Source organism: Alteromonas sp. NFXS44 (assembly GCF_040148705.1).
In the GTDB taxonomy this organism is placed as follows: Bacteria; Pseudomonadota; Gammaproteobacteria; order Enterobacterales; family Alteromonadaceae; genus Alteromonas.
Genome location: NZ_JAGDEA010000001.1, coordinates 100,262 through 124,569 on the forward strand (window position 1 = coordinate 100,262; position 24,308 = coordinate 124,569).

The window sequence follows — 24,308 nt, forward strand, 5'->3', positions numbered from 1 at the left end:
GCAGAACGCGTATGTTGAAATGTAGTTTGCATGATGGCAACACACTGCCTCCTGTGGGACTGGGTGTGTGGCAGGCCAGCAATAGAGAAGTGGAAAGCGCCGTCGACTGCGCTTTCGGTCACGGCTACCGCCTGATTGATACTGCCAGTATTTATGAGAACGAGGCCGGCGTGGGTCATGCCCTTAAAAACAGCGGGTTGCCCAGGGAAGCTTTTTATATCACCACGAAATTGTGGAATACCGACCAGATGCGGGTACAGCAGGCGTTGGAAGAAAGTCTGACTAAGCTGCATCTGGACCATGTGGATTTATATTTAATCCACTGGCCGGCGCCGTCGCAAGGGTATTTTGTTGATGCCTGGAAAGGATTGCTGGCGGCGAAGGAGCAGGGGCTGGTGAAGTCGGTGGGTGTGAGTAATTTTCAGCCTGAACATATTCAACGATTGCAGCAGGAAACGGGTATTACGCCGGTTGTGAATCAGATTGAGTTACATCCTCTGCTATCCCAGCCGGAGCTGGTGGACTGGTGTCAGAAGGAAAACATTGCTGTGCAGGCATGGAGTCCGCTGGCGCAGGGCGGTGCCGGTGTGTTTAATTCTAAAGCGGTCAGTACCCTTTCCCGGGGATATGGTAAAACGCCGGCTCAGATTGTGCTGCGCTGGCATTTGCAGCGCAATGTGTGCGTGATCCCTAAATCGGTAACACCTGAGCGGATACGTGAAAATATTGATATTTACGACTTTTCATTAAGCAAGCAGGATATGAAAGCCATGGATGCGCTGAATGAAAATCGCCGTCTGGGGCCGCATCCCGACACGTTTGTGAACGTCTGAACTCTGCTGACTCAGCCGCCTGACAGCTTGTCAGGCAGGCTGATAGCTTTCCTGCCACACTTCTTCAATCAGCTTTCTGGCCCACCGCTGGGCAGGATCGTTATCACTGCGCCCGTGCCACATCAGCAGTCCTTCATGAGGCTCATTCCAGCTGAAAGGGGCGGCGGTCACATAAAAATCAGGATGGTTCACGTAGGGTAAAGCAATGCTTCTGGCCAGCGTGCACACCAGGTCGCTTTGCGGCACAACATGGGCTACGGCAGACGGGTGGGGGGCGACCAGTCCGACACGGCGCTTTAAGCCTTTTGCTGTCAGCAAATCATCAATCCAGGTTTTTTCAACATGGCCGGTTGCCATGATGAGATGAGGCGTTGAAACATAGCCATCTATGGTTAACGCCTTTCCCGCAAGGGGATGGCGGGCAGACATTACGCACACCAGGTCGTCTTCAAATAAGCATGTTTTACGAATACGGTTGGGTAAATCCAGTGAGGACAGTGACTGAATAACACAAAGCATATCTACATGCTTTTTATCCAGTGCATCCAGAAACAGTTCCGGCAATACCGGATGAACACGAAGATTCATGCCGGGAGCCTGAGAGCCCATCTTTTTGAAGAGCGGTGCCAGCAACAGTAACTGATCCATTTGTGACACACCGATGGTTACCGTACTGCTGGCACTGGCAGGATCAAAGTCTTTCTCGTTCACCAGCACCGTCGACAGCGACTCCAGACTGAACTGCAAAGACGGCGCAATTCTGTGGGCATAGTCTGACGGCACGACGCCTTTGGGGACTTTAATAAACAAGGGGTCTTCAACAATGTCCCGCAACCGGTTCAGCGCATGACTGACCGCAGACTGGCTCAGATGAAGCGACTGTGCTGCCCGGGTAATACTGCCTGTACGGTAAATGGCATCGAAAACAACTAACAGATTGAGATCGAATTTTCCGTTATGAATTGAGTTCATTATTTGCATGCTCATTATGAGTTAGACAAATTAACCATGCCACTAAATAATCAAAATGTATAGAGAACAGCCACAAGGACGCTGAAATGGAAAAAAACAATAACACCCGTCGACACTTTCTGAGTACTGCTGTAGCCGGTGCGGCGTCTGCAATGATGCTCCCTGCCATGAAAGTACAGGCAGATACACTTTCTGCGGTGACTACCGGTGAAAAGTGGCCAAACCGCTTCTTCAATTTATTCACCAACGAGGACGGGCTCGCTGACATGCGGGAAATTCCGCTGAACAGTGCGACAAAACGGGTTTCCCATTACCTCATCCGCCACGATGCTGCGCGGGTCACCATAGGCGGCATGGAGCCCAATTTGCTAATGGACTGGCACGTTGCCAACCAGCCTAACCTGATCATTCCCATGTTTGGCACGCTGGTGGTTGTATTGCGGGATCGCCGGCGCTTCGAACTGGTGCAGGGTGACATTCTGTTTGCCGAAGATTGCACCGGCAGTGGTCATAAATCCGGAGCCGGCCCGGAAGGGCAGTTCGGTATCTCAGTACAACTGGACAAGTCTTTTTGCCCCGTTGCCGGCGATTCCTATCTTTCCTCTCTTCTGCGGGATCAGTAATTATGGAAGCTACACAGACGGCTCAGCCACAGGCTACTGCCGGAGAAACGTCCGCTAAACAAAGTTTGCCATGGCGCATAAAGCTGGGCTGGGGTCTGGGTTCTCTGCCGCTAACCGTGCTCAACATGGCAATCAGTGTATTGCTGCTGCGCTTTATGACCGACTCGCTGGGCGTAGCGGCTTCGGTGGCTGCCATGATCTTTGCCGTGGCGAAAGTCTGGGATGCTTTTAGTGATCCACTGATGGGTATTCTGTCCGACCGTATCCGGACGCCCTGGGGCCAGCGGCTTCCCTGGTTACTGGGAGGCGGACTGCTGAGTGCGCTGGTGATGATTTATCTGTTTGCGGCACCGTCATTAAGCATGACCGCCCTGATCATCTACCTGCTTGCCGGAAAGCTGCTCTATGCGACCACCTATACCATGTATATGGTGCCGTATATGACCATGCCGGCCAATCTCACCGCCAACTATAACGAGCGGACGGAACTGATGTCTTACCGGGTTATCTTCTCTTCGGTGGGCACAATGATTGGGCTGTCGCTTGCCCCGGCACTACTGGCTTACTGGGGCGCGGATAAAGCCGGTCACATGAAAATATCGCTATTTTTGGGGCTGGTTGCCGGAGTAACCGTTTTAGCCAGTGTGTGGTGCCTGCGTATCGCACCGGAACGAAAAGTGGTTCGCCAAACCGGTTATCCGCCGTTCTTCGAACAACTTAAATCTGCCCTGACGAATAAGCCCTTCATGTGGCTGATGAGTGCCAAGCTCAGCTACTTCTTTGTGCTTACCTTAACCCTGTCGACCTTTGCGTTTTTTACTAAACACGTGTTGCAGGTATCTGACGCAATGATTGGTTTTTACATGGGTATCCAGTCGGTTGCGCTGATTTGTTCGCAGCCCGTGTGGTTATTTGTTGCTAAGCGGTGGGGCAAGCAGCACGGTTTCATGCTGGCCTGTCTGTTGTTCGGTCTGACCCATCTCAGCTGGCTGCTGGCAGGGCCGGGAGAAGCGGCCTGGTCTATCGCTGTGAGAGCGGTTGTTATTGGTATAGCCGGTGGTGGCACCTTTTTACTCAGCCAGTCCATGCTGCCGGATACGCTGGAATATGACGCGTTGAAAAATGGTACAGACAGGGCAGGTATGTTTACCGGGCTATATATCCTGACGGAAAAATTATCCGGCGCACTGGGCGTGGCCTTTGTCGGGATGTTCCTGGGAATAATGGGCTATCTGGAGTCCACCGACGGTGTTGCGGTAGAGCAGCCTGAATCTGCCAAAACGGCATTGTATTTCTGTATTGCCATCCTGCCCGCTCTCATTCAGTTACTGAGCATTTTCTTTATGTCCCGCTATCGCCTGACAGCAGATGACCTGGCGGCACTGCGTGACAAAACTACGAATATGGAAAAGGAGTAAGTCATGAATTCTGAACCTCTTAACGCGGTTACTGAAGAGGATAAAGCGGTCTATCAACGGGATGGCGTGGTGTGTCTTCGTCAGATGTTCGACAGTGAATGGATCCAATTATTGAAGTCACATATTGAAGATGTGCGAAAAGCGCCGGAAGATTTTGGCGTGACAGGGCCCTCTCACAGTGCCGGAATGATCTCAGTGTGTTACATGTGGCGCAAGCCCGGGCCGGTGCGGGATTTTATTATGCAGTCCCCGTTAGGTCAGATTGTTGGCGAAACCATCGGTGCTGACTTCATCCGTATCTACCACGATCATCTGTTCGTGAAACCGCCTCAGTCTCCTAAAATTATGCCCTGGCACAATGATGAATCCGCCTGGCCGGTTAAAGGCGAAATGGCGCCGAATATCTGGGTTGCACTTGACCCGGTCAGCAGTGAAAACGGTCGGGTAGAGTTCCTTGCCGGCTATCATAAACATTGTATTGAAAACGACATTCACTATGGCTTTGCTCCGGACCAGGGTGCAGGTTTGTGCCCCAATTTCGAAGAGGAACGTAACAATCCGGGTTTCCCGTTTGAGTTTGTAGGCTTTGACATGCAGCCGGGTGATGCGGTGATTTTTCATCCCATGACGCCGCACTTCTCAAAAGGAAACTTTTCAGAAACGTTACCCAGAAGCGGGTTAGCTGTGCGCGTTTTCGGCAATGATGTGACCTGGTGGAACACGCCCTATAAAGCACCTATTCCGGATGTCACCGACTTACCTGAAGGGAAAGCACCGGAAGGCGAGTACTTTCCTGTAATCTGGGAAAAGCCCTCCGCGAAAAGCCATGCCGCCTGATGGCAAGGGTCGTTACCGTTTATTGTGACAACAACGGACGTTCGGCAGCGATGGAGGCATCGTTGCCACAAGTTTTTCCCGCTTCGCCGCTCTATCAGGATGCAGCAGAAAGCTGGTGCGTGATCACCGGAACCCGCGGTGATTTTGGTGACTGGCATACAGTGACATCGCCGTTATTGTCGATTGTGTTAACCGGCGAATGGGAAGTGGAAACAGAGTGCGGCGCCAAATTCCTCATGAAACCGGGCGATATGTTATTTGCTGCGGACACAACGGGGAAAGGCCATCGTTCCCGGGTCGTCTCACCGGTGCCATGCACTGTCGCCGGCATCGGACTCAAATCTCTGCCGGCCTCTCTTTGCTCACTTTTGCCCGGCTAGCCGGTACACTTTCACTGATGAAGAGTCCCGCACTGCATCAAACCGCACCAGTGCAGCATGAGCGTGTTCTTTCATTAAGGCTTCTGCACGGGCTCCCTGACGATTTAGCAACGCATCAACAATGGCATAATGTTGCTGGTGTGCGTAAAGCAGGCGCCGGTATTCCCTGGCGCTGTCTTTCGGATCAAACACCATGGCGCTGACCGAGGCCATGGGTAAAAACTCGTTGGGCTGTAATGCCGCCGCAATGGCAGGATTGCAACTGGCTTCAAGGATCACCGAATGGAAGGTGTTGTTCATTTCTACATAACGCTGTACATCGTCATCGGTGAGTTCGCCGTCAGCAAAAATCTCATCGCCCTCATGCAGGCATTCTGCTAACTGTGCCTGATGCGCTTCGCTCAGACCTTTCTCTGCCGCCAGCCGCGCGGCCAGTCCTTCCAGCACACCACGCACTTCCACAGAACCGTTTATGTCATCCTGATTAAGATGACGTACCTGATAACCACGTCGCGGGAGTTTGGTAAGCAGTCCTTCCTGCGCTAACTGTCTGAATGCAATACGTACCGGGGTGCGTGATACACCCAGCGCTTCTGCGGTGGGGATTTCCGCCAGTCGCTCACCCGGAGCAAAATCACCGGAAAGGATTTTGTTTCTCAGAATACTGATAACAGCGTGTTTACCTGTAACCAAAATGAACCTGTTGTTTATGCTGTACAAACTGACACAAGCATACACGCCCCCGTAAAAAACATCATGTACTCCATGAGACAACGCGTATTTCGTTCTTTGGATCCATTCTTGTTTGGGAAATCGGATTAACACTATTTTTTAGTCCGAATAATGATCTATTGGATCCAATATTAAAGTTAGTGTAGGGTTAATGCCGTTACTTTACTTTAACATTGGATCCAATTTCAGGGTGTTCCTATGACGACGTTTATGAAAAATACCTGGTATGTGGCGGCTGCCGCTGACGAGGTAAATGCCACTGCGCCACTTGGCAGAACCGTATGCAATATCGACATTGCTTTTTATCGTGATGAAACAGGGGCAATTCAGGCCGTTGAAGATTTCTGTCCTCACCGGGGAGCACCCTTGTCGCTGGGTTACGTGGAAGAGGGCAAGCTGGTATGTGGTTATCACGGTTTGCAAATGGACAAAACCGGTAAAACCCATTCTATGCCTAATCAGAGAACGGAACGTTTTCCCTGCATCCGTGCTATTCCTGTTGAGGAAAAGTATGGCTACATCTGGATCTGGCCCGGCGACAAAGAAAAAGCCTGTGTGTCTGACATTCCTCATCTTGAGTGGGCAGAAAGTCCTGAGTGGGCGTACGGCGGCGGGCTGTATGAAATCGCCTGTGATTACCGGCTGATGATAGACAACCTCATGGATTTAACACACGAAACTTACGTGCATGCCACCAGTATCGGACAAAAGGAAATTGATGAAACACCGGTAAAAACCACCATGGAAGGTAAGCAGGTGGTAACCAGCCGGTTTATGGAAAATATCATGCCTCCGCCATTCTGGCAGGCAGCAATGGAGATGAACGGGCTGGATAAGAATGCGCCGGTAGACCGCTGGCAAATTTGCCGCTTCGACTTACCCAGTCACGTGATGATTGAAGTGGGCGTAGCTCTGGCCGGTAACGGCGGGTATCACGCACCCGATGAGGTGAAAGCCAGCAGCATTGTGGTGGATTTCATCACGCCGGCGACCGACACTTCTATTCTGTACTTCTGGGGCATGGCCAGAAAATTCAAACCGCAGGATCCGGCACTGACCGATAAAATTCGCGAGGGACAGGGTAAAATTTTTGCCGAAGATCAGGAAATGCTGGAACGCCAGCAACGGAACCTCAGCCGCTACCCTGAACGCCATTTACTGAAATTGGATATCGACGCTGGCGGTGTGCAGGCAAGACGTATGATCACAAAGGCCATTAAGCTTGAATCGGAGTCTTCTGTTGCGGAGCAGGTGGCATGATTAAAGCTACTGTCGTCTCTAAAATCTTACTCAATGATTCGGTATGTGAGTTAAAGCTGGTGGCTGAAAATGGCCTGCGGTTGCCTGAGTGGCAAGCCGGTGCGCACATTGACGTGCAGTTGCCGGGTGATTTCACCCGTCAGTACTCCCTGTGTGGTCAGCCGCAAGATAATCATTACACCATCGCCGTACTAAAAGATAAACAAAGCCGTGGCGGCTCTGTGAGCGTGCACGAAACTGTGCAGAAAGGCGACACGCTGATCATCAGTGAGCCCCGTAATCACTTTGCCCTCGATAACAGCGATGCGCCCTGCTACCTGTTTGCTGCCGGTATTGGTATTACGCCCGTTGTGACAATGGCTGAAGCCTGTCAGAAAGCAGGGCGGCCGTTCCGTGTTTTCTATGCAGTTGCTGACGACAAACGGGCAGTGTATGCAGACCGGCTCGGACCGGCATCCTGTGTGCACGTTATCAGTAAGGCTGCATTCGCCGGTAAGCGGGTTGATCTGAACAATTGTTTTTATGGTGCCCCTGATAAAGCACAGGTGTATGTGTGCGGGCCGGGCGCGTTCATACAAGATGTGCTTAATGCGGCAAAGAACACCGGGTTATCGCCTTCACAACTGCACCGCGAGTTTTTCACCGCAGCAGAAACAGACACCTCATCAGATGAAGCATTTGAGATTGAACTCAAATCCAGTGGTGACATTTTCACCGTGAATAAAGACAGCACAATCCTCTCGGTGCTGGAAGAAAATGACGTGTTTGTGCCGGTTTCCTGTGAAGAAGGGGTGTGCGGCACCTGTGTCACCGGCTTGCTGGATGGCGAAGCCGATCACCGCGATGTTTTTCTCACCGACGAAGAAAAACAACAGATGAGACTGATCACCCCTTGCTGTTCGAGGGCCAGAAACGGACGGTTAGTGCTGGATCTGTAAAAACCTACCCTCTCACCGGCCGGTGAATGTATTGGTCGACCAATTTAGCCGGCAATTATTTTGCCGGCGAGTCACGTTAAAATTTCCGGATATATGCCTGCCACCGAAGTTTCTATAACTCCCTGATATAGCTTCTTTTATCTCTATTCCTACATCAATTATTTGTAAAATTTATGTACTCTTTTAACACTGATTACCATTTTTGGTAAAAATAATTGGTTGACAAATTGGTCTGATAAAAATACCTTTTCATTGTGATTGGTTGGTCATGGCTATCAACCATTTTGTTTGGCAATTCAAGTAGTGTCATCTGAATAATTGAACAAAGCTGAACTATGCCGGTGATGACAGGCGGGGAAGTTCAACTCAATCTCAGGACTGCTTGCAACAATGAATTCGGGAGATAGTAATGTCTAAACCAGTAATCGGTTTTATCGGCCTTGGTCTTATGGGCGGTAACATGGTGGAAAACCTGCAAAACAAAGGTTACCCCCTTGTTGTTATGGATTTAAATAAAGAAGCCGTAGCCAAGTGTGTAGAGCGGGGCGGAAAAACGGTACAGACGGGCAAGGAACTGGCAGAAGCGGCTGATATCGTTATGCTTTGCCTGACCACGTCAACGATTGTTGAGAAAGTGGTATACGCTGAAGATGGTTTGCTGGCAGGGATGAAAGAAGGTTCTGTGCTGATCGATTTCGGCACTTCGATTCCTGCTTCTACGAGAAAAATCGGCGCAGACCTGGCTGCAAAAGGCGCGTCTATGATCGACGCTCCGCTGGGTCGCACACCTGCACATGCAAAAGATGGCTTACTGAACATCATGGCTGCAGGTGACAAAGCCACCTTTGAAAAAGTAAAACCTGTACTTGATGATCAGGGCGAGAATGTTTTCTATCTCGGTGAACTGGGTGCCGGCCATACTACTAAGTTAATCAATAATTTTATGGGCATGACCACCGTGTGCACTATGTCTCAGGCCTTCGCTGTGGCCGAACGTGCGGGTGTAGACCGCCAGCAACTGTTCGACATTATGTCAGCGGGTCCTTCGAACTCTCCTTTCATGCAATTCTGCAAAAACTATGCAGTAGACAATGTCAGCGATCTCGGTTTTTCCATTGCGAATGCAAATAAAGATTTAGGCTATTTCCTCCAAATGGTCAGTGATCTCGGTACTGAATCTAAAATTGCAGAAGGCTCCTCGTCTTATCTGCAGGCTGCCTTTGATGCGGGCATGGGAAATGGCAACGTACCGGAAATTTACGACTACTTCCTGAAGCTGAATAAATAAGCATTTGCTGAAGCGAAAGCTTTAGCCAAATACCTGTCTCCTAAAAGCAATAATAATGAAACAGGAACCTCGTACTACCCTACGAACCCGCTGAAGCACTATGAGCTATGATTTACATGGTGTTTTCAGCAACTCTTTGCGGGTGAAACAGACAAGGGACAAGAACAAAATGAAGAAGCTTTGCCTGATACTTTTTGGCTTCATTACATCCTTCACTATCACTGCCGGTGAATATCTCGTTGCCACTCCGGCAGAATATCAACGTGTTGCTGAAGAACTGGCGCCCGGTGATACGGTTATTCTTAAAAATGGTGTGTGGACAGACTTCGAAATCGTATTCTCTGCTAAAGGGACCAAAAATGCGCCGGTATCTTTAACAGCGGAAGAAAAAGGCAAAGTGATTCTCAGCGGGCAATCTGATTTGAAACTTGCCGGCGAATATTTGCATGTGTCCGGACTGGTATTTAAAAACGGCTTCGCGCCGGGAAGCGCAGTGATTGAGTTCCGCGATGGCAAGAAACTGGCCAGCTACTCCAGAGTATCGGAAGTGGTAATTGATAATTACAACAATCCTGACAGACAGGAATCGGATTACTGGGTTGCGCTATACGGAAAGCATAACCGGTTCGACCACAGCCATCTGGCCGGAAAACGCAACAAAGGCGTGACAGTCGCAGTGCGGCTGAACAGTGAAGCCAGTCAGGAAAATTATCATCAGATTGATCATAACTATTTTGGCTTCCGTCCTGTATTCGGTTCAAACGGTGGTGAAACACTGCGTATCGGAACCAGCCATTACTCGCTGACCGACTCGTTTACTAATGTGTCTTATAACTACTTCGACCAGACAAACGGTGAAGTAGAAATCATATCTGTGAAATCCGGTAAAAACAGTATAACTAACAACGTATTTAATGAAGCCAGAGGCACGCTGACATTACGTCACGGTAACGGCAATAAAGTTGAAGACAATGTGTTTACAGGTAACGGACAGGATCATACCGGCGGCATCAGGGTTATTAATAAGCATCAGATAATTAAAAACAACTATCTCGAAGGCTTGACGGGTTACCGTTTTGGTAGCGGCTTTACCGTGATGAACGGCGTGCCGGACTCTCCTGTGAACCGCTATCACCAGGTTGAAAATGCGCAGATTGCCGGTAATACCTTTATCAATGTGGATCATATTCAATTCGCGGCAGGCAGCGATGCAGAAAGAACAGCAACGCCGGTCAATTCCGCTTTCACACAAAACTTGGTGCTGAATCAGAATGGAACCCAACCCTTTACTGTTTTTGATGACATTTCCGGCATCCGTTTTTCAGAAAATGTTGCTAATACGAATGTGCTGGCTGATATCCGGAGTGGATTCAGCAAACAGGAGGTTGCGCTGGAAAGAGCGGATAATGGCTTACTCTATCCGGCTGACGATTCTTTGAAGGCAGGTATAAACCGCGATATTCAGGTTGTTGCGAAAGAGGATACCGGCGTTGCCTGGTATCCGAAAACGCCGGCGACTACCGCATTTGATTCTGGTGAGACGGTGACGGTTCCGGCTGATGCTGATGCACTTATCAGTGCCATTAACAGGGCTGAAGACGGTGACGTTATTCATATTGAGGCCGGAAAGTTTGTCGTTCCCCGAATTGTCGAAATCAATAAGGTGATCACTTTGGCAGGTGCGGGAGACGGCAAAACGGAAATCAGCTTTGAGCGTTCAACACTATTTGAAATACATGACGGCGGAAGCCTGAAACTGGCTAATCTCTCCCTTACCGGTGCTGCCAGTCCGGATGCGGCAGGCAACAGTGTCGTGCGCACGAAAAAGTGGGGCATGTTGCACAACTACCGCTTTGTCGCTGAAAACGTAAAAGTAAGTCAGCTAGACATTAACCACACTTTCCACTTTTTCCTCTCTGGCAAAGGTGCATTCGCAGACAACATCACAATTGCTGACAGCAATTTTAAAGACATTACAGGCGATATTCTGGTGCTGAACACTGAAATCGAAGACCTGGGGATCTACAACGCGGAATATGTTTCATTAACAAATAATACGTTCAGGAATGTTGCCGGTGCAGTTGTAACGTTATACCGGGGCGGTACTGACGAAAGCACCTTCGGACCGCATTTGTCCATGTCAGGTAATACGCTGAGTAACGTAGGTAAAGGGAAGCGTAATAAAACGTCTGCATCTGTATATCTGCATGGTGTTCAGGTCACTGCGATAAGTGATAACCAGTTTGACCATTCTGAGCCTGTAATCGTGGAGCACACCGTCGGTGAGCCGCAGACAGAGATAACCGGCAATGCGTTTAAAGCCACCGGTAATCCGCAAGTTAAAGAGCTGAACGCTGAAGGCGGACCTTTCGCGTTGATTGAAAACAATACGCATCAGGCACAGTAGTCAGGGGAAGGTAAGTAGATTATGAAACAAGTGATAAAAGTAGCCATTGCCGTTTTTACTTTTGCCTCATTGATTATTTTTAGCGGTAAAACGATGGCACAGCATCCGAATCTGGTGATAACCAAAGAGGATGTTGTGGCAATGCGTAAGGCCGTTAACGTACCGGGGCGGTTTGCCACTGCTTATGAGTCTGAAAAACAACATGTGGATGCACTGATTTCGCAAGAAACTGATGTACCGGTCCCTGTAGACGGTGCCGGTGGCTATACCCACGAAAAGCACAAGAAAAATTATCAAGATATGTACCGGACCGGTTTGATTTATCAAATTAGTCAGGATGAGCGCTACGGAGATTTTGTACGCAAGATGCTGCTGGATTACGCGGAGTTGTACCCGACACTGGATGAGCACCCTGAGCGTAAAGTGAACTCCCAGAATCCCGGTAAGTTTTTCTGGCAAAGCTTAAATGAGGCAATGTGGCTGGTGTACACCATTCAGGCATATGATCTTGTTTATGATGCCATACCTGCGGATGAGCGTAAGTTAATTGAAGATAACCTGCTGAAGCCGGTAGCGCTTTTCATCTCAGAAGGTCAGCCATCTACTTTCAATAAAGTGCACAACCACGGCACGTGGGCAACTGCAGGTGTCGGGATGAGTGGTTATGTAATGAATCAGCCAGAGTGGGTTGAGAAAGCCCTTTATGATCTGGATAAATCGGGAGAAGGCGGCTTCCTGAAACAACTGGATATCCTGTTCTCACCGGATGGTTACTACAACGAAGGTCCTTATTATCAGCGATTTGCCCTGTTGCCATTCGTCACGTTTGCCAGCGCTATAGAAAATAACGAGCCTGACAGACAGATTTTTGCCTACCGCGACCACGTATTGTTAAAAGCCATCAACGCGACGATTCAACTGAGCTATAACGGCAAATTCTTTCCGATAAATGACGCTATAAAAAGTAAAGGCATTGATACTATTGAACTGGTTCACGGGGTGGCAGCAGCGTATCAGATCACGGGTGATACCGGGCTTTTAGATATTGCTGAAAAGCAAGGCCAGATACTGCTTACCGGGGCAGGTCTCGACGTAGCCAACGCACTGGATGCACAAAAAGTAACGCCGTATGCGTTCAGCTCTGTGGCGTTCGGAGATGGTCACGATGGGAAAGAAGGGGCACTGGTGATAATGCGGGAGCCTCAGGAAAATGGTGCTGCGGTACTGTTTAAACCGGCATCCCAAGGTCTTGGTCATGGCCATTTTGACAAGCTGACCTGGCAATTCTACGACCACGGTGCTGAGATCGTGACCGACTACGGCGCAGCACGGTTTTTGAATGTTGAAGCCAAGTTTGGCGGACGCTATTTACCGGAAAATGAAACTTACGCAAAGCAGACTGTAGCGCACAATACCGTGGTGGTGGACGAAAAGAGTCATTTTAACGGCGACGTTGATGTGGCCAATGCAAATGCACCGGAGTTGTTGTTATTTGACAGCAACGAAGCCGGAACCGTATCTAAAGCTACGATTTCTGCTGCATACGATGATGTTTCTCTTTCCCGCACAGTCGCGCTTATTCCTTTGCCTGAACTCCGGCAAACTATCGCACTGGATATATTTGAAGTGGCGGGTAAGGATTCTCACCAATTTGACCTGCCTTTGCATTACAGCGGTCAACTGATCGAAACGAATTTCCCCGTTGTTGTGAACCCGACTCAGTTATCGGCGTTGGGAGAGGCCAGTGGCTACGAACATTTGTGGCTGAAGGGCAGTGGCAAAGTTACAGATGATTTGGCAAAGGTCACCTGGCTGAATGACAACGGGGTTTTTTATACTCAAACCAGCATTGCTGGTGATGATGAAACGTTTTTATTTACTCAGACCGGGGCAGACGATCCGAACTTTAATCTGAGGAACGAAAACGCATTTATCCGCCGCGTTAAAAAGAGCCGGAATCACAAATTCGTTTCCGTGCTTGAGCCTCATGGTGAATACAACCCGTCAAAGGAATACACACTGGGCGCTAATAGCCTTGTAACTGGTCTCGCCTATACGCAGGATAAAGATGTCACTCTGATCAATCTTGCCATTGCGGGTCATGATTACCTTATTGCAATCAATGAAGCACAACCGGCTTCCTCACTTTCTTTTCAATACAAGCAACAAAACTTTACCCTGAGTGGCGGACTCGCGGTGTTTTTGCTTGACCATCAGGAGTAGAGAATATGAAAACTCAAAGCGAAAACTTTTTATCAGCCAATGAAACAGAAATCGAAGACTTGGGCAATGGCCTTAAACGTCAGATGCTGGGGTATAACCTTGAACTGATGGCAGTGAAAATCTGGTTTGATAAAGGCGCAGAGGGGTATACACACAAGCACCGGCATTCACAGGTTTCCTACGTGGTGGAAGGCGAATTTCATTTCACTATCGATGGCGTGATGAAAGTGATGAAGCCCGGAGACAGTTGCATGATCCCGCCTTATGCTGAGCATGGTGCTGTGTGTCCGACGGGAGGCATTCTTATCGATACGTTCAGCCCCGCCCGTGAAGATTTTATTAAGGACTGACTATGAAAATGTCCGGATTACGCTGGTGGGTTGTCAGCCTGATTGCCCTGGCGACCATCATTAACTATATCGACCGTCAGGCGCTCAGTGTGCTTTGGCCCGATATTGTAGAAGATCTTTTCCCCGAAAAAGCAGCGCTGGAACGTAAACAGATATACGCCAATATATCTATTGTGTTTGTGTTTGCTTATGCGTTTGGTCAGGCCATCTTTGGCAAAATTTTCGACTGGATTGGTACACGTATCGGTTTCGTGCTGTCTATCGGTGTGTGGTCACTGGCAACGGTGGCACATGCTTTTGCCCAGGGCATGCTGAGTTTCAGTATTTTCCGGGCCATCTTAGGGATTGCCGAGGCGGGAAACTGGCCGGGCGCGGCCAAAGGGAACGCCGAATGGTTTCCCACTAAAGAACGTGCGCTGGCACAAGGTATTTTTAACTCTGGCGCGGCAATTGGCGGCATCATCGCCATTCCAATGATTGCCTATATGACGGTTTATTTTAACTGGCAACTGATATTTATTGTTGTTGGCGGAGCAGGACTACTCTGGTTAATACCCTGGATGATTCTGGTGAAAGCGCCGCCCGGTAAACACCCATGGATCACAGAGCAGGAAAGGGAGTATATCCTCACTGGCCAGCGGTCAACCACAAAAGCAAGCGACGCAGAAGAGGAAGAGTATGCGCCCTCAACCGGCGAGCTTCTGGCACGTAAAGAAAGCTGGGGTGTCATTATTGCCTCAGCGGCGATTGACCCTATCTGGTGGCTCTTCGTTTTCTGGATCCCTATTTACCTGAACGAAGTATACGGCATGGATGTACAGGCCATCGGTATTTATGGCTGGGTTCCCTATGTTGGTGCGATGTTCGGCGCCTGGTTTGGCGGACTGTTAGCGCAAAACAGGTTGAAAGCCGGCTGGGATACCAACAAAACCCGCAAGCTGGTGATTACGTTGGGATGCGTAATAATGCTGCCTGCCCTGATAGCTATGGCTGATCCGGGTGACCCTGTCTCCGCGGTGATGATAATGGCAGTAATCCTGTTTGGCTTTCAGACTGCCATCGGCAACGTACAAACATTACCCAGTGATCTTTACGGTAAGAAAACCGTGGGTTCGCTCTCAGGGTTTTCAGGTATGGCTGCTAAGTTGGGTGCCGTCGGACTCACGTCACTGGTGCCTTATCTGACTGCTGACGGTAACTACACGCCGGCGTTTGTCATCGGCGCTTCCCTTGCCATCATAGCGATGCTGGCAATATGGGTACTGATCCCCCGTGTCGAACGTTTGACCATTAAGAAGTGAGGCCGGGGTAATGAACAGTATTTACTTTCTTGGCGAATGTATGGTGGAGTTGAAGTCACTCAATGAAAATACCATGCACCAGTCATTTGCTGGTGACGTTTATAACTCCGCGGTGTATTTGAAGCGATGCTTCCGGGATATTAAAACCGGTCTGATCTCGGCTGTGGGCACAGATTCTCTCAGTAGCAGAATGATTGCAGGGTTCGAAAAGGAAGGCATTAATTCAAAGTATGTTTTCCGGCACGAAAGCCTTGCTCCCGGTATGTATTACATTGAGACAGACTCTGCCGGCGAGAGGCGTTTTACTTACTGGCGTAATCAATCTGCTGCCCGCAAGATTGTTTCTTTCCTTGATGACGATGTACTGAATCAGCTCATTGATTGCGATTACTTTTTCTTCTCTGGCATCTCACTTGCGGTCATCGAACCTTATCAACGCAAGCTATTCTGGCAAAAGTTGGAAAAACTCAAACGTTTTGGCGTCAAAATCGTCTTTGATCCCAACTACAGGGCAAGGCTTTGGGGAGCGGAGAGAGAAGCTGTAGATAATTTCAATACGGCGTTCAAACTCGCTGACATCGTGTTGCCGGGCGTCGAAGATCTGGAGATGTTGTACAGAATTGATAATGCCCATGACGCTGTTGCTTACTGCACTAGCATGGGGGCGACGGAAGTGGTGGTGAAAAACGGCGCTTCTTCAGTACTCACTTATAGCAACGGAATTGTCATTGAGCATGTTATCACTCCGGTAGGTAACGTCGTTGACACGACATCCGCCGGTGACGCTTTTAACGGGGTTTATCTTGGCGCCCGGCTATCCGGTTTCGATGTTGGTCCCGCTGTAGCTCAAGCAGCAAAAGCTGCCGGAATCGTTATTCAGTTCCCCGGTGCCATTGCTCCTGAATCAGGGTTTATGTGCTTATTCGAAAGCGGGTAAATCTGAACTTGTAACCCTAATCTGAGAACTGAAACATGAAGCAATTTTCTGAATTAATGTCGGGGCAGTCTTTGCTGCCGATAATACAGGCCAACACCCCCGGTGAAGGCGTGAATATAGCCAGGGCAATGGCTAACGCTGGTCTTCAACTGGTCGAAGTCGTGTTAAGAACAGATTCTTCCCTGGACGCATTGTCTGCGATAAAGCAGGAGGTACCTGAATTAACCGTGGGCGCCGGCACGATTATCAACGCCCGTATTTTAGATGACGCCCTGAAAGCGGGCGCTGACTTTATTGTCACGCCGGCTTCCAGCCCCGGCCTTCTCGGTGCAGTGGGGCGAAGTGGTGTGCCTGTGCTGCCCGGAGTATCAAATACGGCTGATATTCTGCTGGCACTGGAATATGGCTTTCCCGAGCAAAAGCTCTTTCCGGCTTCACTGTCCGGTGGTGCTGCATTCTTGTCTGCCGTCTCATCTGTATTCAGGGGCGTGTCTTTCTGTCCTACAGGTGGCGTCAATGCTGATAATAAAGAGGACTATCTGAAGCTGTCCAATGTGTTCGCTGTGGGCGGCACCTGGGTCGCCAAACCTGAATGGATTAAAAACGGTAACTGGGAGGCTGTCACGAACGCCTGTTCACAAGCCCTGTCACAGTCTGTCTGAAATATCGACTTCTCCCCCTTTACACTAAATGAACCGGCTCAACATGAATTTGGTTAACCAATATTTGTGAGGAGCTGGTTTCATGGCGTGAATGTGAACTATAACCAAGATTTATAATTGTTCTCCTACTGCTATCCACTACGATAAAATCAGTTCAGTATTAATGTTTAAATGATTGAATTTGTTGTATATATCTTCTGTTATCTCTGTTCTTAGATAAACATCTTTAAACGATGGTTGTGCATTTACCAATTTGCGTTGTTTAGATATTTACCAAAATTGGTAATTATCATTACCAAAGAGGTTGACCTTTGGGTGTTTACCTGTAAATATCATGTAAAAGCTTTGTAACCTCCTCTGAGATTGCAAATTTAAAAACAGTTATATTGATTCGGGAAACACAGGAAGCAGCTATGGGACACAAATTATCTAAGATCTCACTGGCCATTTTGTCTGCCAGTGCCATCAACGCTATGTCTGTTGCACATGCGCAGCAAAACGATCCGGAGGCCACCGAAGATCTTGAAGTTATCGAGGTTTCCGGTATTCGTCAGTCTCTGACAAACGCCCTTGCAGAAAAACGCTCCTCAGACAATTTAATTGAGGTAATTCAGGCTGTAGATATTGGTAAGTTGCCGGATCAAAACCTGGCGGAGGTATTGGAAAACGTCACCGGGGTCCAGATTACCCGTGAAGCAGGTGTAGGTACGGGGGTTCAAATTCGGGGTACCAACGCCAACCGAACTGAAATTAACGGTGTGTCTACGGTCGGTTCAGGTGCGGGACGTAGCGGTATTAATTTTGAGGATGTATCGGCAGCCATTATCTCTGCCGTTGAGGTAACAAAATCACCGGAAGCTAAAACTATTGAAGGTTCTGTAGGCGGTACAATCAACCTGCGAACCATTCGTCCGCTGCAACTTAGTAAGCCTCTGGCATCTGTTCGGGTGCAGGGTGAAGACAGCAGCCTTTCTACTGACGGAATTATGCCAAGATTCTCCGGTGCATGGGGTGATAACTGGGACACTGACGCAGGCCGTTTTGGTATCGTTTTAAGCGGTAGTTACACTGAGCAGGATGTGACTGCTTTTCGTCCCCGTGCAGACCGCGATAATTCCGTTGCCGCAGATAGCGGTGTTGCCAGTGCCCAGTCTTTCGATTATCTGCCGGTGCAGTTTCTGAATCAGGATTATGATAACTATGAGTACGAGACAGTTAACCTTGCCGGTACCATAGAATGGGCTCCGAATGATCATACAAAGCTTTTCTTTGATGCGGTCATCAATGACCAGGAGCGTCGCCAGGAAAGTTCCAGGGTTCAGGCATCCGGTCTGAGCGATTTAAAAGACACAGCAATACCCGATACCTTTGAGACAGTTAACTTTGGTTCCCTTGATGGTCAGGATCTGGGCAGTATTCAAGCTGCACTGACAGGTGTAATACCGGTAGAAGATGGCGGTGCGGATCCAAACCTGCGTTTTTCCAGTGACACGAATTCACGTATTACCAAAAGTCAGATATTCCGGATTGGCGGTGAGTGGCAGGGCGACACGTTATTCGTATCAGTTGAAGCATCTTCTTCAAATTCAGAATCAGATACGCCCAGTTTCAATACTACGCTTAACTTCATAAACCCGAACGCAGCTACAAATGACTCAAATGAGAACGGCACACCGTTTGAGTATGACCTGACCAATGGTCTGGCATTTGGTATTGCATCCGGTGAAGCTAATGCCCCTACGGCTGAACAGCTTCTTGATCCTGCCAATGTGGTACTGCGGGATGTTAATCTCGGACAGGACAGAACTGAAAACTCAGAAGATGCCTTCCGGGCAGATTTTAAGTACTACCTCGACAACATTGACTTTATTAATACCATTGATTTTGGTTACCGCTACAGTAAAGCAACCAGTATGTCTGATGAAGTGCGAAATAACGTCGGGTTGCGCAGTATGGACGAAAGCCCGTCCGGCGACCTTTTTGCGGATATCCTGGTGGCGGGGCCGGACAATTTTAATGCTGCTGACGGCCGGGCGCTTTATATTGAAAATTTCCTGCTTATTGATCCTGAACTGGTTGCATCTGACCCTGATGGTGTACTTGATACCCTGAACGCGGCGATTGTTGCTAACAATGCAATCACCGGCTCAGACAGAGCGCCGATCAGCGCACCGACTTCTCAGGTTAATGCCTTCTTCGATATAGAAGAAATCACCCATGCTCTTTATGCGCAGATGAACTTCGAGTACGGTATATTCCGCGGTAATTTTGGTGTGCGGTATCTTGAAACAGAAGTTAATTCACTGGGTAATTCAATTACTCAGGATGATGCCGGAAACGAAATTATTTCTCAGGTGGAAACCCGCGGGGATTACGATTTTATTCTGCCCCGGCTCAATGTTGTCGCCAATGTGGCAGAAGACGTAGTTTTGCGCTTTGGGGCGGGCAAGGACATAAGACGTCCGGACTACGACGATTTGTCTACGTCAGTCACTTACAGCACCAGCCCGAACACTGCGGTGTCGATAGGGAACCCGGGGCTGACGCCGGAAGAAGTGCTGTCTTTCGATATCAGCGCTGAATGGTACTTTGCGCCGGCTGCGGTAGCCAGTGTGGGCTATTTCCATAAGACAAGAAAAGATTTGCATGTGATTCAGCAAGTTGACCCGTATGAAGATCCCACTACAGGTTACCGCGATGTGACCGGTCCGGACTGTGAGCAAGGCGGTATATTTAACCCGATTGCTGACATTAACGTGTTTGGTCCGGAACCCGGTGTAGGTTTGTGTGTGCCGACTTCAACAACGATCAATGATTCGGGTGAAACAACGCAGAAAGGTATCGAGCTGGCGGTGCAGTATGACCTGTCCGGTTTCGAAAAAGAGCTGGGTTGGGCTTCTGGCTTCGGTGTTGCGGCGAACTATACGTATCAGCAATTCTCCGGCGGAGATTCAGTTGACACGGCGACAAGCAGAGCAAACGCGGTATTCCGGTTAACAACCGGTATTGAAGACCTTGAAGTAACAGCGAACCAGCCTCTCGTTGATTTGTCTGAAAATGCTTACAACGTAACCGCTTATTACGAGAAATATGGTTTATCAGTCCGTGCCCGCTACACATGGCGTGAAGCCTACCGTTCCACCGATTTTGGCAGTACGTCCAGCTTCCCCTGGGGGTTCCCGGTTGTTCAGGAAGACAGAGGACAGCTTAACGCGAGTATCAGCTATGACATCAATGAACAATGGAACGTGGGCGTGGAAGCTGTAAACCTGACCGAATCGGATGTTACGCAGTCCTGCGTGAATGAAGGTGCGCTTCTTTGCTATCAGGGCTTAACAGATCGACGCATTACATTTGGTACAAGTTACAGATATTAATTTGTCAGATAAGACGAAAAAAGCTCCTCTACGGAGCTTTTTTTATGGGTAGAGCTTTTAATCCTGCACCGGCGCAACCGGTGGCAAAACAATTACTGAGTAAGGTGGGAGATTGAATACAGCCCGCGTGTTTCGTCTGTTCTGCGTTTAATCTCTTCGAGAGCCTTCGCTTCACTCGCCTCAAAAAGTGCATTGATTAGACGGTTGAAGTGATTATGCATGGCTTTACGGGCTGCGCCAGAATCCCTTTTAGCAATGGCATCATATATTGCAGTGTGCTCTACCAGACGTTGTTCGACGCTTTGGGAGCAAACATCCTGATAAGCCGCCACGATTTGAGGTTCAGTGCGTCTGAGTTTCCACAGATTATTAATCGACATAACCAGTGCATTATTTCTCGTTGCTTGCGATATAATTTCATGAAAACGACGATCGGCTTCGTCAGCGGTTTCAGGTGACTTCATGTCTTCCAGAGTGCTTTGCAACGTTTCCAGTTCCTGAGGCCGGATTGTTGCAGCAGCCAGTGCTGCGGCTTCAGCTTCTACAAGGGCTCTTGCCTGAGTAAGTTCAAAAGCACTGATAGGCTTCTGAGGCGTACTATGGTCTGCACCACTCGTAACATAAACTCCTGAGCCAGTTTTTACTTCCACTCTTTCTCTGACTTCCAGAGCGATAATTGCTTCCCGTACTGTAGGACGGCTAACATCATAAGCTTCGGCTAACTCGCGTTCTGCAGGCAGGCGACTACCGACCGGGTAAACACCTTTATCGATTAATGCCTCAAGCTTTTCAACAACACCCCAGAAACGTCTGCGCTTTTTCATGATCTGCTCCTGATAACAGAACGTCTATCTAAACTGCGGCGAAATTCTATTGTTCCGGACGCAGCGCCGTACTTATCTTTATACTATATTTCAGCAAAACTTTACATTATTGGTAAGCATTATTTTTTGAAATTGGTAAAGTCCCGAACTTAGTGGTTCATCGCACAAGTCATGAGCCACTTGCCAACCTTTACTCCTACGTTCGTCGAATATGGTATCGCAGCCTTTCATTATACTCTGAGATACAGAGTCTCTGATCGTAATCTGTACAAACACATACACTTGACTGACGCATCTTTTCAGAAAATGTAAATACTGTAAAAAGAAACGTAAAAATATGAACCGGCCAATTGTAAGGGTGTCTTTTTGTTTGCATTTGATGGTGTTTTCTCTTTTAAACTCTTTTAAACCCATCTTTGTGCTGCGTCACAAAGCCGGACACAGACATAAAGATTTAAGATATTTTATAAACAGGAGGTTACATCACGATGGCTATCACAGCAGTTTTGCCATTATGTATACAGGGAAGTTACGGTGTCGATGATCTGGGCCGTACGGAAATTTTATTTGCTACATTCAGCGCGTTTAATGCCGCTGAGGTTTTCAGTGAGTTTCTGATTGTCTGTCCACCGGATGAAGTGGATATTATTCGCCGTCGCACTGTGAAGTGGTCCGAATTTTCTATTCGCGTGATGTCCGAAGAAGCGCTTATTCCGGAATTTGAAAAGCACCGTCATGTCCGCGGCTGGCGTAAACAGCAAATCGTCAAGCTGGCAGCACCGAGAGTAATTACTACGCCTTATTATCTGACACTGGATGCCGACGCTATCTGCCTGCGTCCGTTGACTGAATCACTTTTATTACCCGGCGGCAAAGCGCTAATCCAGTACGAGCAGCGGGCGCAGCATCCCAAATGGTGGAAGTCTTCCGCCCGCATCTTAAAAATGTCCGGCGATGTGGGGAATCCTGAGCTGGGCATGACAGTAACACCGGCGCTGATGGCCAGTGACATCAGCGAAGCTACCGGCGAAGAAATTGCCGCTAACCTACGTGGCAAGGGGTCGTGGGTGGATAAATTATGCGGTCTGCATAATCCGAAATCGCCAACGAACTGGACCCTCTACCGGCATCGCCGTGGCAGATGGACCGAATATTCCCTGTATTATCTGACGGCGCACAAGCGCAATATGTTGGAGCAATACCACGTGGATGCCTGCACAGCTGAAAATCCTCAGGCGCTGTTAATTCATGATTCACACCCTTTTGAAGCCTGGCAGGCAGAGCAAAGCTTCGCCCCGAACGGACACGGTTTATTTTGTGTCGTAAACAGCAGTATGCGGTTTGACAATAATCTTGTATGGGACAAAATAGCGCCTTTCATCCCGGGTCCTGAGAGGAAGCTTCATGCCAGCTAAACGGCAGTTATCCTGTTTTGTTATTGCCAAAAATGAAGGCGACAGAATTGAGCGTTGCCTGAAATCACTGCATGGCTGGGTCGATCAACTCATTGTGCTGGACTCAGGAAGTACGGATGGTACCGTCGGTATCGCCAAAAAGTATGCAGATGAGGTCATCGAAACAGACTGGCCGGGTTATGGCGTACAACGAAACCGCGCCCTCACTTATTGCAAACATGACTGGGTACTGAACATCGATGCCGATGAAGAAGTCACGCCTGCTCTCAGAGATGAAATTGTGGCTGTGTTGTCCTCAGAGCACCTGTCTGCAAATTTCATAAAGTGCCCCTGGCATACTGTTTTTTTGGGTTCTGTGCTGAAGCACGGACGTTACAGCACGCCGCAGGGTAAATTGTTCTTAAAGCATGGTGCGAAGTTCAAAGAAGCCAGCGTGCATGAATCGCTGATCCTGGAAAAAGAGCAGGTACTGGTGCTTAAATCGCCTTTATTGCATTACAGCTGGCGTAACTATAAACACGCTATCGATAAGCATGTGCAGTACGCGGTATTGTCGGCTAAAGACAAATTTGCCCGTGGTAAAAAGGCGTCGTTGGGTTATGCCTGTCTGCGTTTCTTTACCGATTTTCTGCAACAGTATGTGCTTCGTGGTGGCTTTCTGGATGGAAGAGCCGGATTGATGATGGCCATTATTCTTGCCCAGTACGGGTTTCATAAATACGCCGCACTGTGGGCCATGAACAGAGAAGGAAGTGCCGGTGAGTAACCCGTGTCCACTGAGTGTTTATCTGATTACGTTCAATGAAGCTGAGAGGCTGGACGAGGTACTTTCTGCCGTCAGCTTTGCTGCAGAAATTATTGTGGTGGACTCCGGCAGTACCGATGACACTATCATGATTGCAGAGCGTCACGGGGCCAGAGTGATCCACCGGAACTGGCCCGGCTTTGCTAAACAAAAGGCCTTTGCGATGAGTCAGTGTACTCAGCCCTGGTTACTGAACCTTGATGGTGACGAGGTGCTGAGTGAAGAATCCGCAGCACACATTCAAACGGTAGTTACCGGCGAAAACCCGTCGCACGGTGCGTACCGCCTGCACTTTGAAGATATTTTCTGGGGCAGACCCATGTCGTCTAAAGCGGCAAAGCGCCACATTGTGCGGTTGTTCAGACAGGGCACTGCCCGATACCCGGAAGATCGCATGGTGCATGAAAATGTGAAACTGGAAAAGGGTTCCACCACCGGCGATATTAAAGGGCTGGTCATGCACTATGGCTATGGCAGTACCGAGCTGCTGATGAATAAACAGAACAGTTATTCATCGCTGAAAGCGCAGCAGAAATTTAACAGCAACAAAAAGCCGTCTTTGCTGAAATTGTTGCTGGTTTTCCCGCTGACTTTTTTAAAAACTTACCTGTTCAAACGGCACTTTTTATCTGGCAAGCGGGGACTGACCCACGCGTACATTGAATCTATGTATGCGTTTTTAAAAGAAGCGAAGCTGTTCGAGCTGACTGAGCGGAATCAATAGCA

General features: G+C 48.8%; 21 protein-coding genes. 18 read left to right on the forward strand and 3 right to left on the reverse strand.

The genetic code is table 11. The annotated features are described in order from the left end of the window. Positions 1–11 precede the first annotated feature (11 nt). Complete coding sequence (locus J3369_RS00485; protein ID WP_349582458.1) at positions 12–833, forward strand: aldo/keto reductase; 822 nt, start codon at positions 12–14, stop codon at positions 831–833. Between the two features lie 30 nt (positions 834–863). Here the strand turns inward: J3369_RS00485 and J3369_RS00490 are convergent, their stop codons facing one another. Further along, complete coding sequence (locus tag J3369_RS00490; RefSeq protein WP_349582460.1) at positions 864–1,805, reverse strand: LysR family transcriptional regulator; 942 nt, start codon at positions 1,803–1,805, stop codon at positions 864–866. A gap of 86 nt (positions 1,806–1,891) precedes the next feature. Between J3369_RS00490 and J3369_RS00495 the strand changes: the two genes are divergently transcribed. The 4 genes from J3369_RS00495 to J3369_RS00510 are packed head-to-tail and all read left to right on the forward strand — an operon-like array spanning position 1,892 to position 5,063. Continuing rightward, a complete protein-coding gene (locus J3369_RS00495) occupies positions 1,892–2,428 on the forward strand; it encodes a cupin domain-containing protein (protein WP_349582463.1) in 537 nt (178 codons plus the stop codon). A gap of 2 nt (positions 2,429–2,430) precedes the next feature. Then, positions 2,431–3,846 carry an MFS transporter gene (locus J3369_RS00500; protein WP_303573216.1) on the forward strand — a complete coding sequence of 472 codons (1,416 nt, stop codon included), beginning with the start codon at positions 2,431–2,433 and terminating at the stop codon, positions 3,844–3,846. Between the two features lie 3 nt (positions 3,847–3,849). Then, the gene (locus tag J3369_RS00505; protein ID WP_349582466.1) at positions 3,850–4,683 is read left to right on the forward strand and encodes a phytanoyl-CoA dioxygenase family protein; all 834 of its coding nucleotides are present in this window, start codon (positions 3,850–3,852) and stop codon (positions 4,681–4,683) included. Beyond that, positions 4,683–5,063: a cupin domain-containing protein gene (locus J3369_RS00510; RefSeq protein WP_349582469.1), complete on the forward strand. Its 381-nt coding sequence runs from the start codon at positions 4,683–4,685 to the stop codon at positions 5,061–5,063. Before J3369_RS00505 ends, J3369_RS00510 begins: the two co-directional genes overlap by 1 nt. Here the strand turns inward: J3369_RS00510 and J3369_RS00515 are convergent. Next, a complete protein-coding gene (locus J3369_RS00515) occupies positions 5,046–5,756 on the reverse strand; it encodes a GntR family transcriptional regulator (protein WP_303573219.1) in 711 nt (236 codons plus the stop codon). The two genes, J3369_RS00510 and J3369_RS00515, sit on opposite strands and share 18 nt — an antisense overlap. A gap of 237 nt (positions 5,757–5,993) precedes the next feature. Between J3369_RS00515 and J3369_RS00520 the strand changes: the two genes are divergently transcribed. The 10 genes from J3369_RS00520 (at position 5,994) to J3369_RS00565 (ending at position 20,538) form a co-directional block, all read left to right on the forward strand. After that, the gene (locus J3369_RS00520; RefSeq protein WP_303573220.1) at positions 5,994–7,055 is read left to right on the forward strand and encodes a Rieske 2Fe-2S domain-containing protein; all 1,062 of its coding nucleotides are present in this window, start codon (positions 5,994–5,996) and stop codon (positions 7,053–7,055) included. Beyond that, entirely contained in the window at positions 7,052–7,993 is a 942-nt protein-coding gene (locus tag J3369_RS00525) for a PDR/VanB family oxidoreductase (protein ID WP_349582473.1), read from the forward strand. Before J3369_RS00520 ends, J3369_RS00525 begins: the two co-directional genes overlap by 4 nt. Positions 7,994–8,402: 409 nt before the next feature. After that, entirely contained in the window at positions 8,403–9,281 is an 879-nt protein-coding gene (locus J3369_RS00530) for an NAD(P)-dependent oxidoreductase (RefSeq protein ID WP_349582476.1), read from the forward strand. A 169-nt stretch (positions 9,282–9,450) separates the two neighbouring features. Further along, the gene (locus J3369_RS00535) at positions 9,451–11,688 is read left to right on the forward strand and encodes a chondroitinase-B domain-containing protein (protein ID WP_349583702.1); all 2,238 of its coding nucleotides are present in this window, start codon (positions 9,451–9,453) and stop codon (positions 11,686–11,688) included. A gap of 21 nt (positions 11,689–11,709) precedes the next feature. After that, complete coding sequence (locus J3369_RS00540; RefSeq protein WP_349582479.1) at positions 11,710–13,911, forward strand: heparinase II/III domain-containing protein; 2,202 nt, start codon at positions 11,710–11,712, stop codon at positions 13,909–13,911. A 5-nt stretch (positions 13,912–13,916) separates the two neighbouring features. Next, entirely contained in the window at positions 13,917–14,261 is a 345-nt protein-coding gene (locus J3369_RS00545; RefSeq protein ID WP_349582482.1) for a cupin domain-containing protein, read from the forward strand. A 2-nt stretch (positions 14,262–14,263) separates the two neighbouring features. Continuing rightward, positions 14,264–15,562, forward strand: coding sequence for an MFS transporter (locus tag J3369_RS00550; RefSeq protein ID WP_349582484.1), 1,299 nt, complete (start codon positions 14,264–14,266; stop codon positions 15,560–15,562). Between the two features lie 10 nt (positions 15,563–15,572). Beyond that, a complete protein-coding gene (locus J3369_RS00555) occupies positions 15,573–16,499 on the forward strand; it encodes a sugar kinase (protein WP_349582487.1) in 927 nt (308 codons plus the stop codon). A gap of 35 nt (positions 16,500–16,534) precedes the next feature. After that, complete coding sequence (gene eda / locus J3369_RS00560) at positions 16,535–17,161, forward strand: bifunctional 4-hydroxy-2-oxoglutarate aldolase/2-dehydro-3-deoxy-phosphogluconate aldolase (RefSeq protein WP_349582490.1); 627 nt, start codon at positions 16,535–16,537, stop codon at positions 17,159–17,161. A 413-nt stretch (positions 17,162–17,574) separates the two neighbouring features. Further along, the gene (locus J3369_RS00565) at positions 17,575–20,538 is read left to right on the forward strand and encodes a TonB-dependent receptor (RefSeq protein ID WP_349582493.1); all 2,964 of its coding nucleotides are present in this window, start codon (positions 17,575–17,577) and stop codon (positions 20,536–20,538) included. A gap of 92 nt (positions 20,539–20,630) precedes the next feature. Here J3369_RS00565 and J3369_RS00570 read toward each other — a convergent pair whose 3' ends face one another. Continuing rightward, positions 20,631–21,362: a FadR/GntR family transcriptional regulator gene (locus tag J3369_RS00570; RefSeq protein WP_349582496.1), complete on the reverse strand. Its 732-nt coding sequence runs from the start codon at positions 21,360–21,362 to the stop codon at positions 20,631–20,633. A gap of 488 nt (positions 21,363–21,850) precedes the next feature. On the opposite strand from J3369_RS00570, the gene J3369_RS00575 reads away from it, so the two are divergent. Genes J3369_RS00575 through J3369_RS00585 form a run of 3 tightly spaced genes read left to right on the forward strand, consistent with a single transcriptional unit; the run spans position 21,851 to position 24,306 of the window. Next, complete coding sequence (locus J3369_RS00575) at positions 21,851–22,777, forward strand: DUF6492 family protein (RefSeq protein ID WP_349582499.1); 927 nt, start codon at positions 21,851–21,853, stop codon at positions 22,775–22,777. Further along, entirely contained in the window at positions 22,767–23,543 is a 777-nt protein-coding gene (locus tag J3369_RS00580) for a glycosyltransferase family 2 protein (protein WP_349582502.1), read from the forward strand. Before J3369_RS00575 ends, J3369_RS00580 begins: the two co-directional genes overlap by 11 nt. Beyond that, positions 23,536–24,306, forward strand: coding sequence for a glycosyltransferase family 2 protein (locus tag J3369_RS00585; protein ID WP_349582505.1), 771 nt, complete (start codon positions 23,536–23,538; stop codon positions 24,304–24,306). The genes J3369_RS00580 and J3369_RS00585 overlap by 8 nt, the downstream gene beginning before the upstream one ends. Positions 24,307–24,308: the final 2 nt, after the last annotated feature.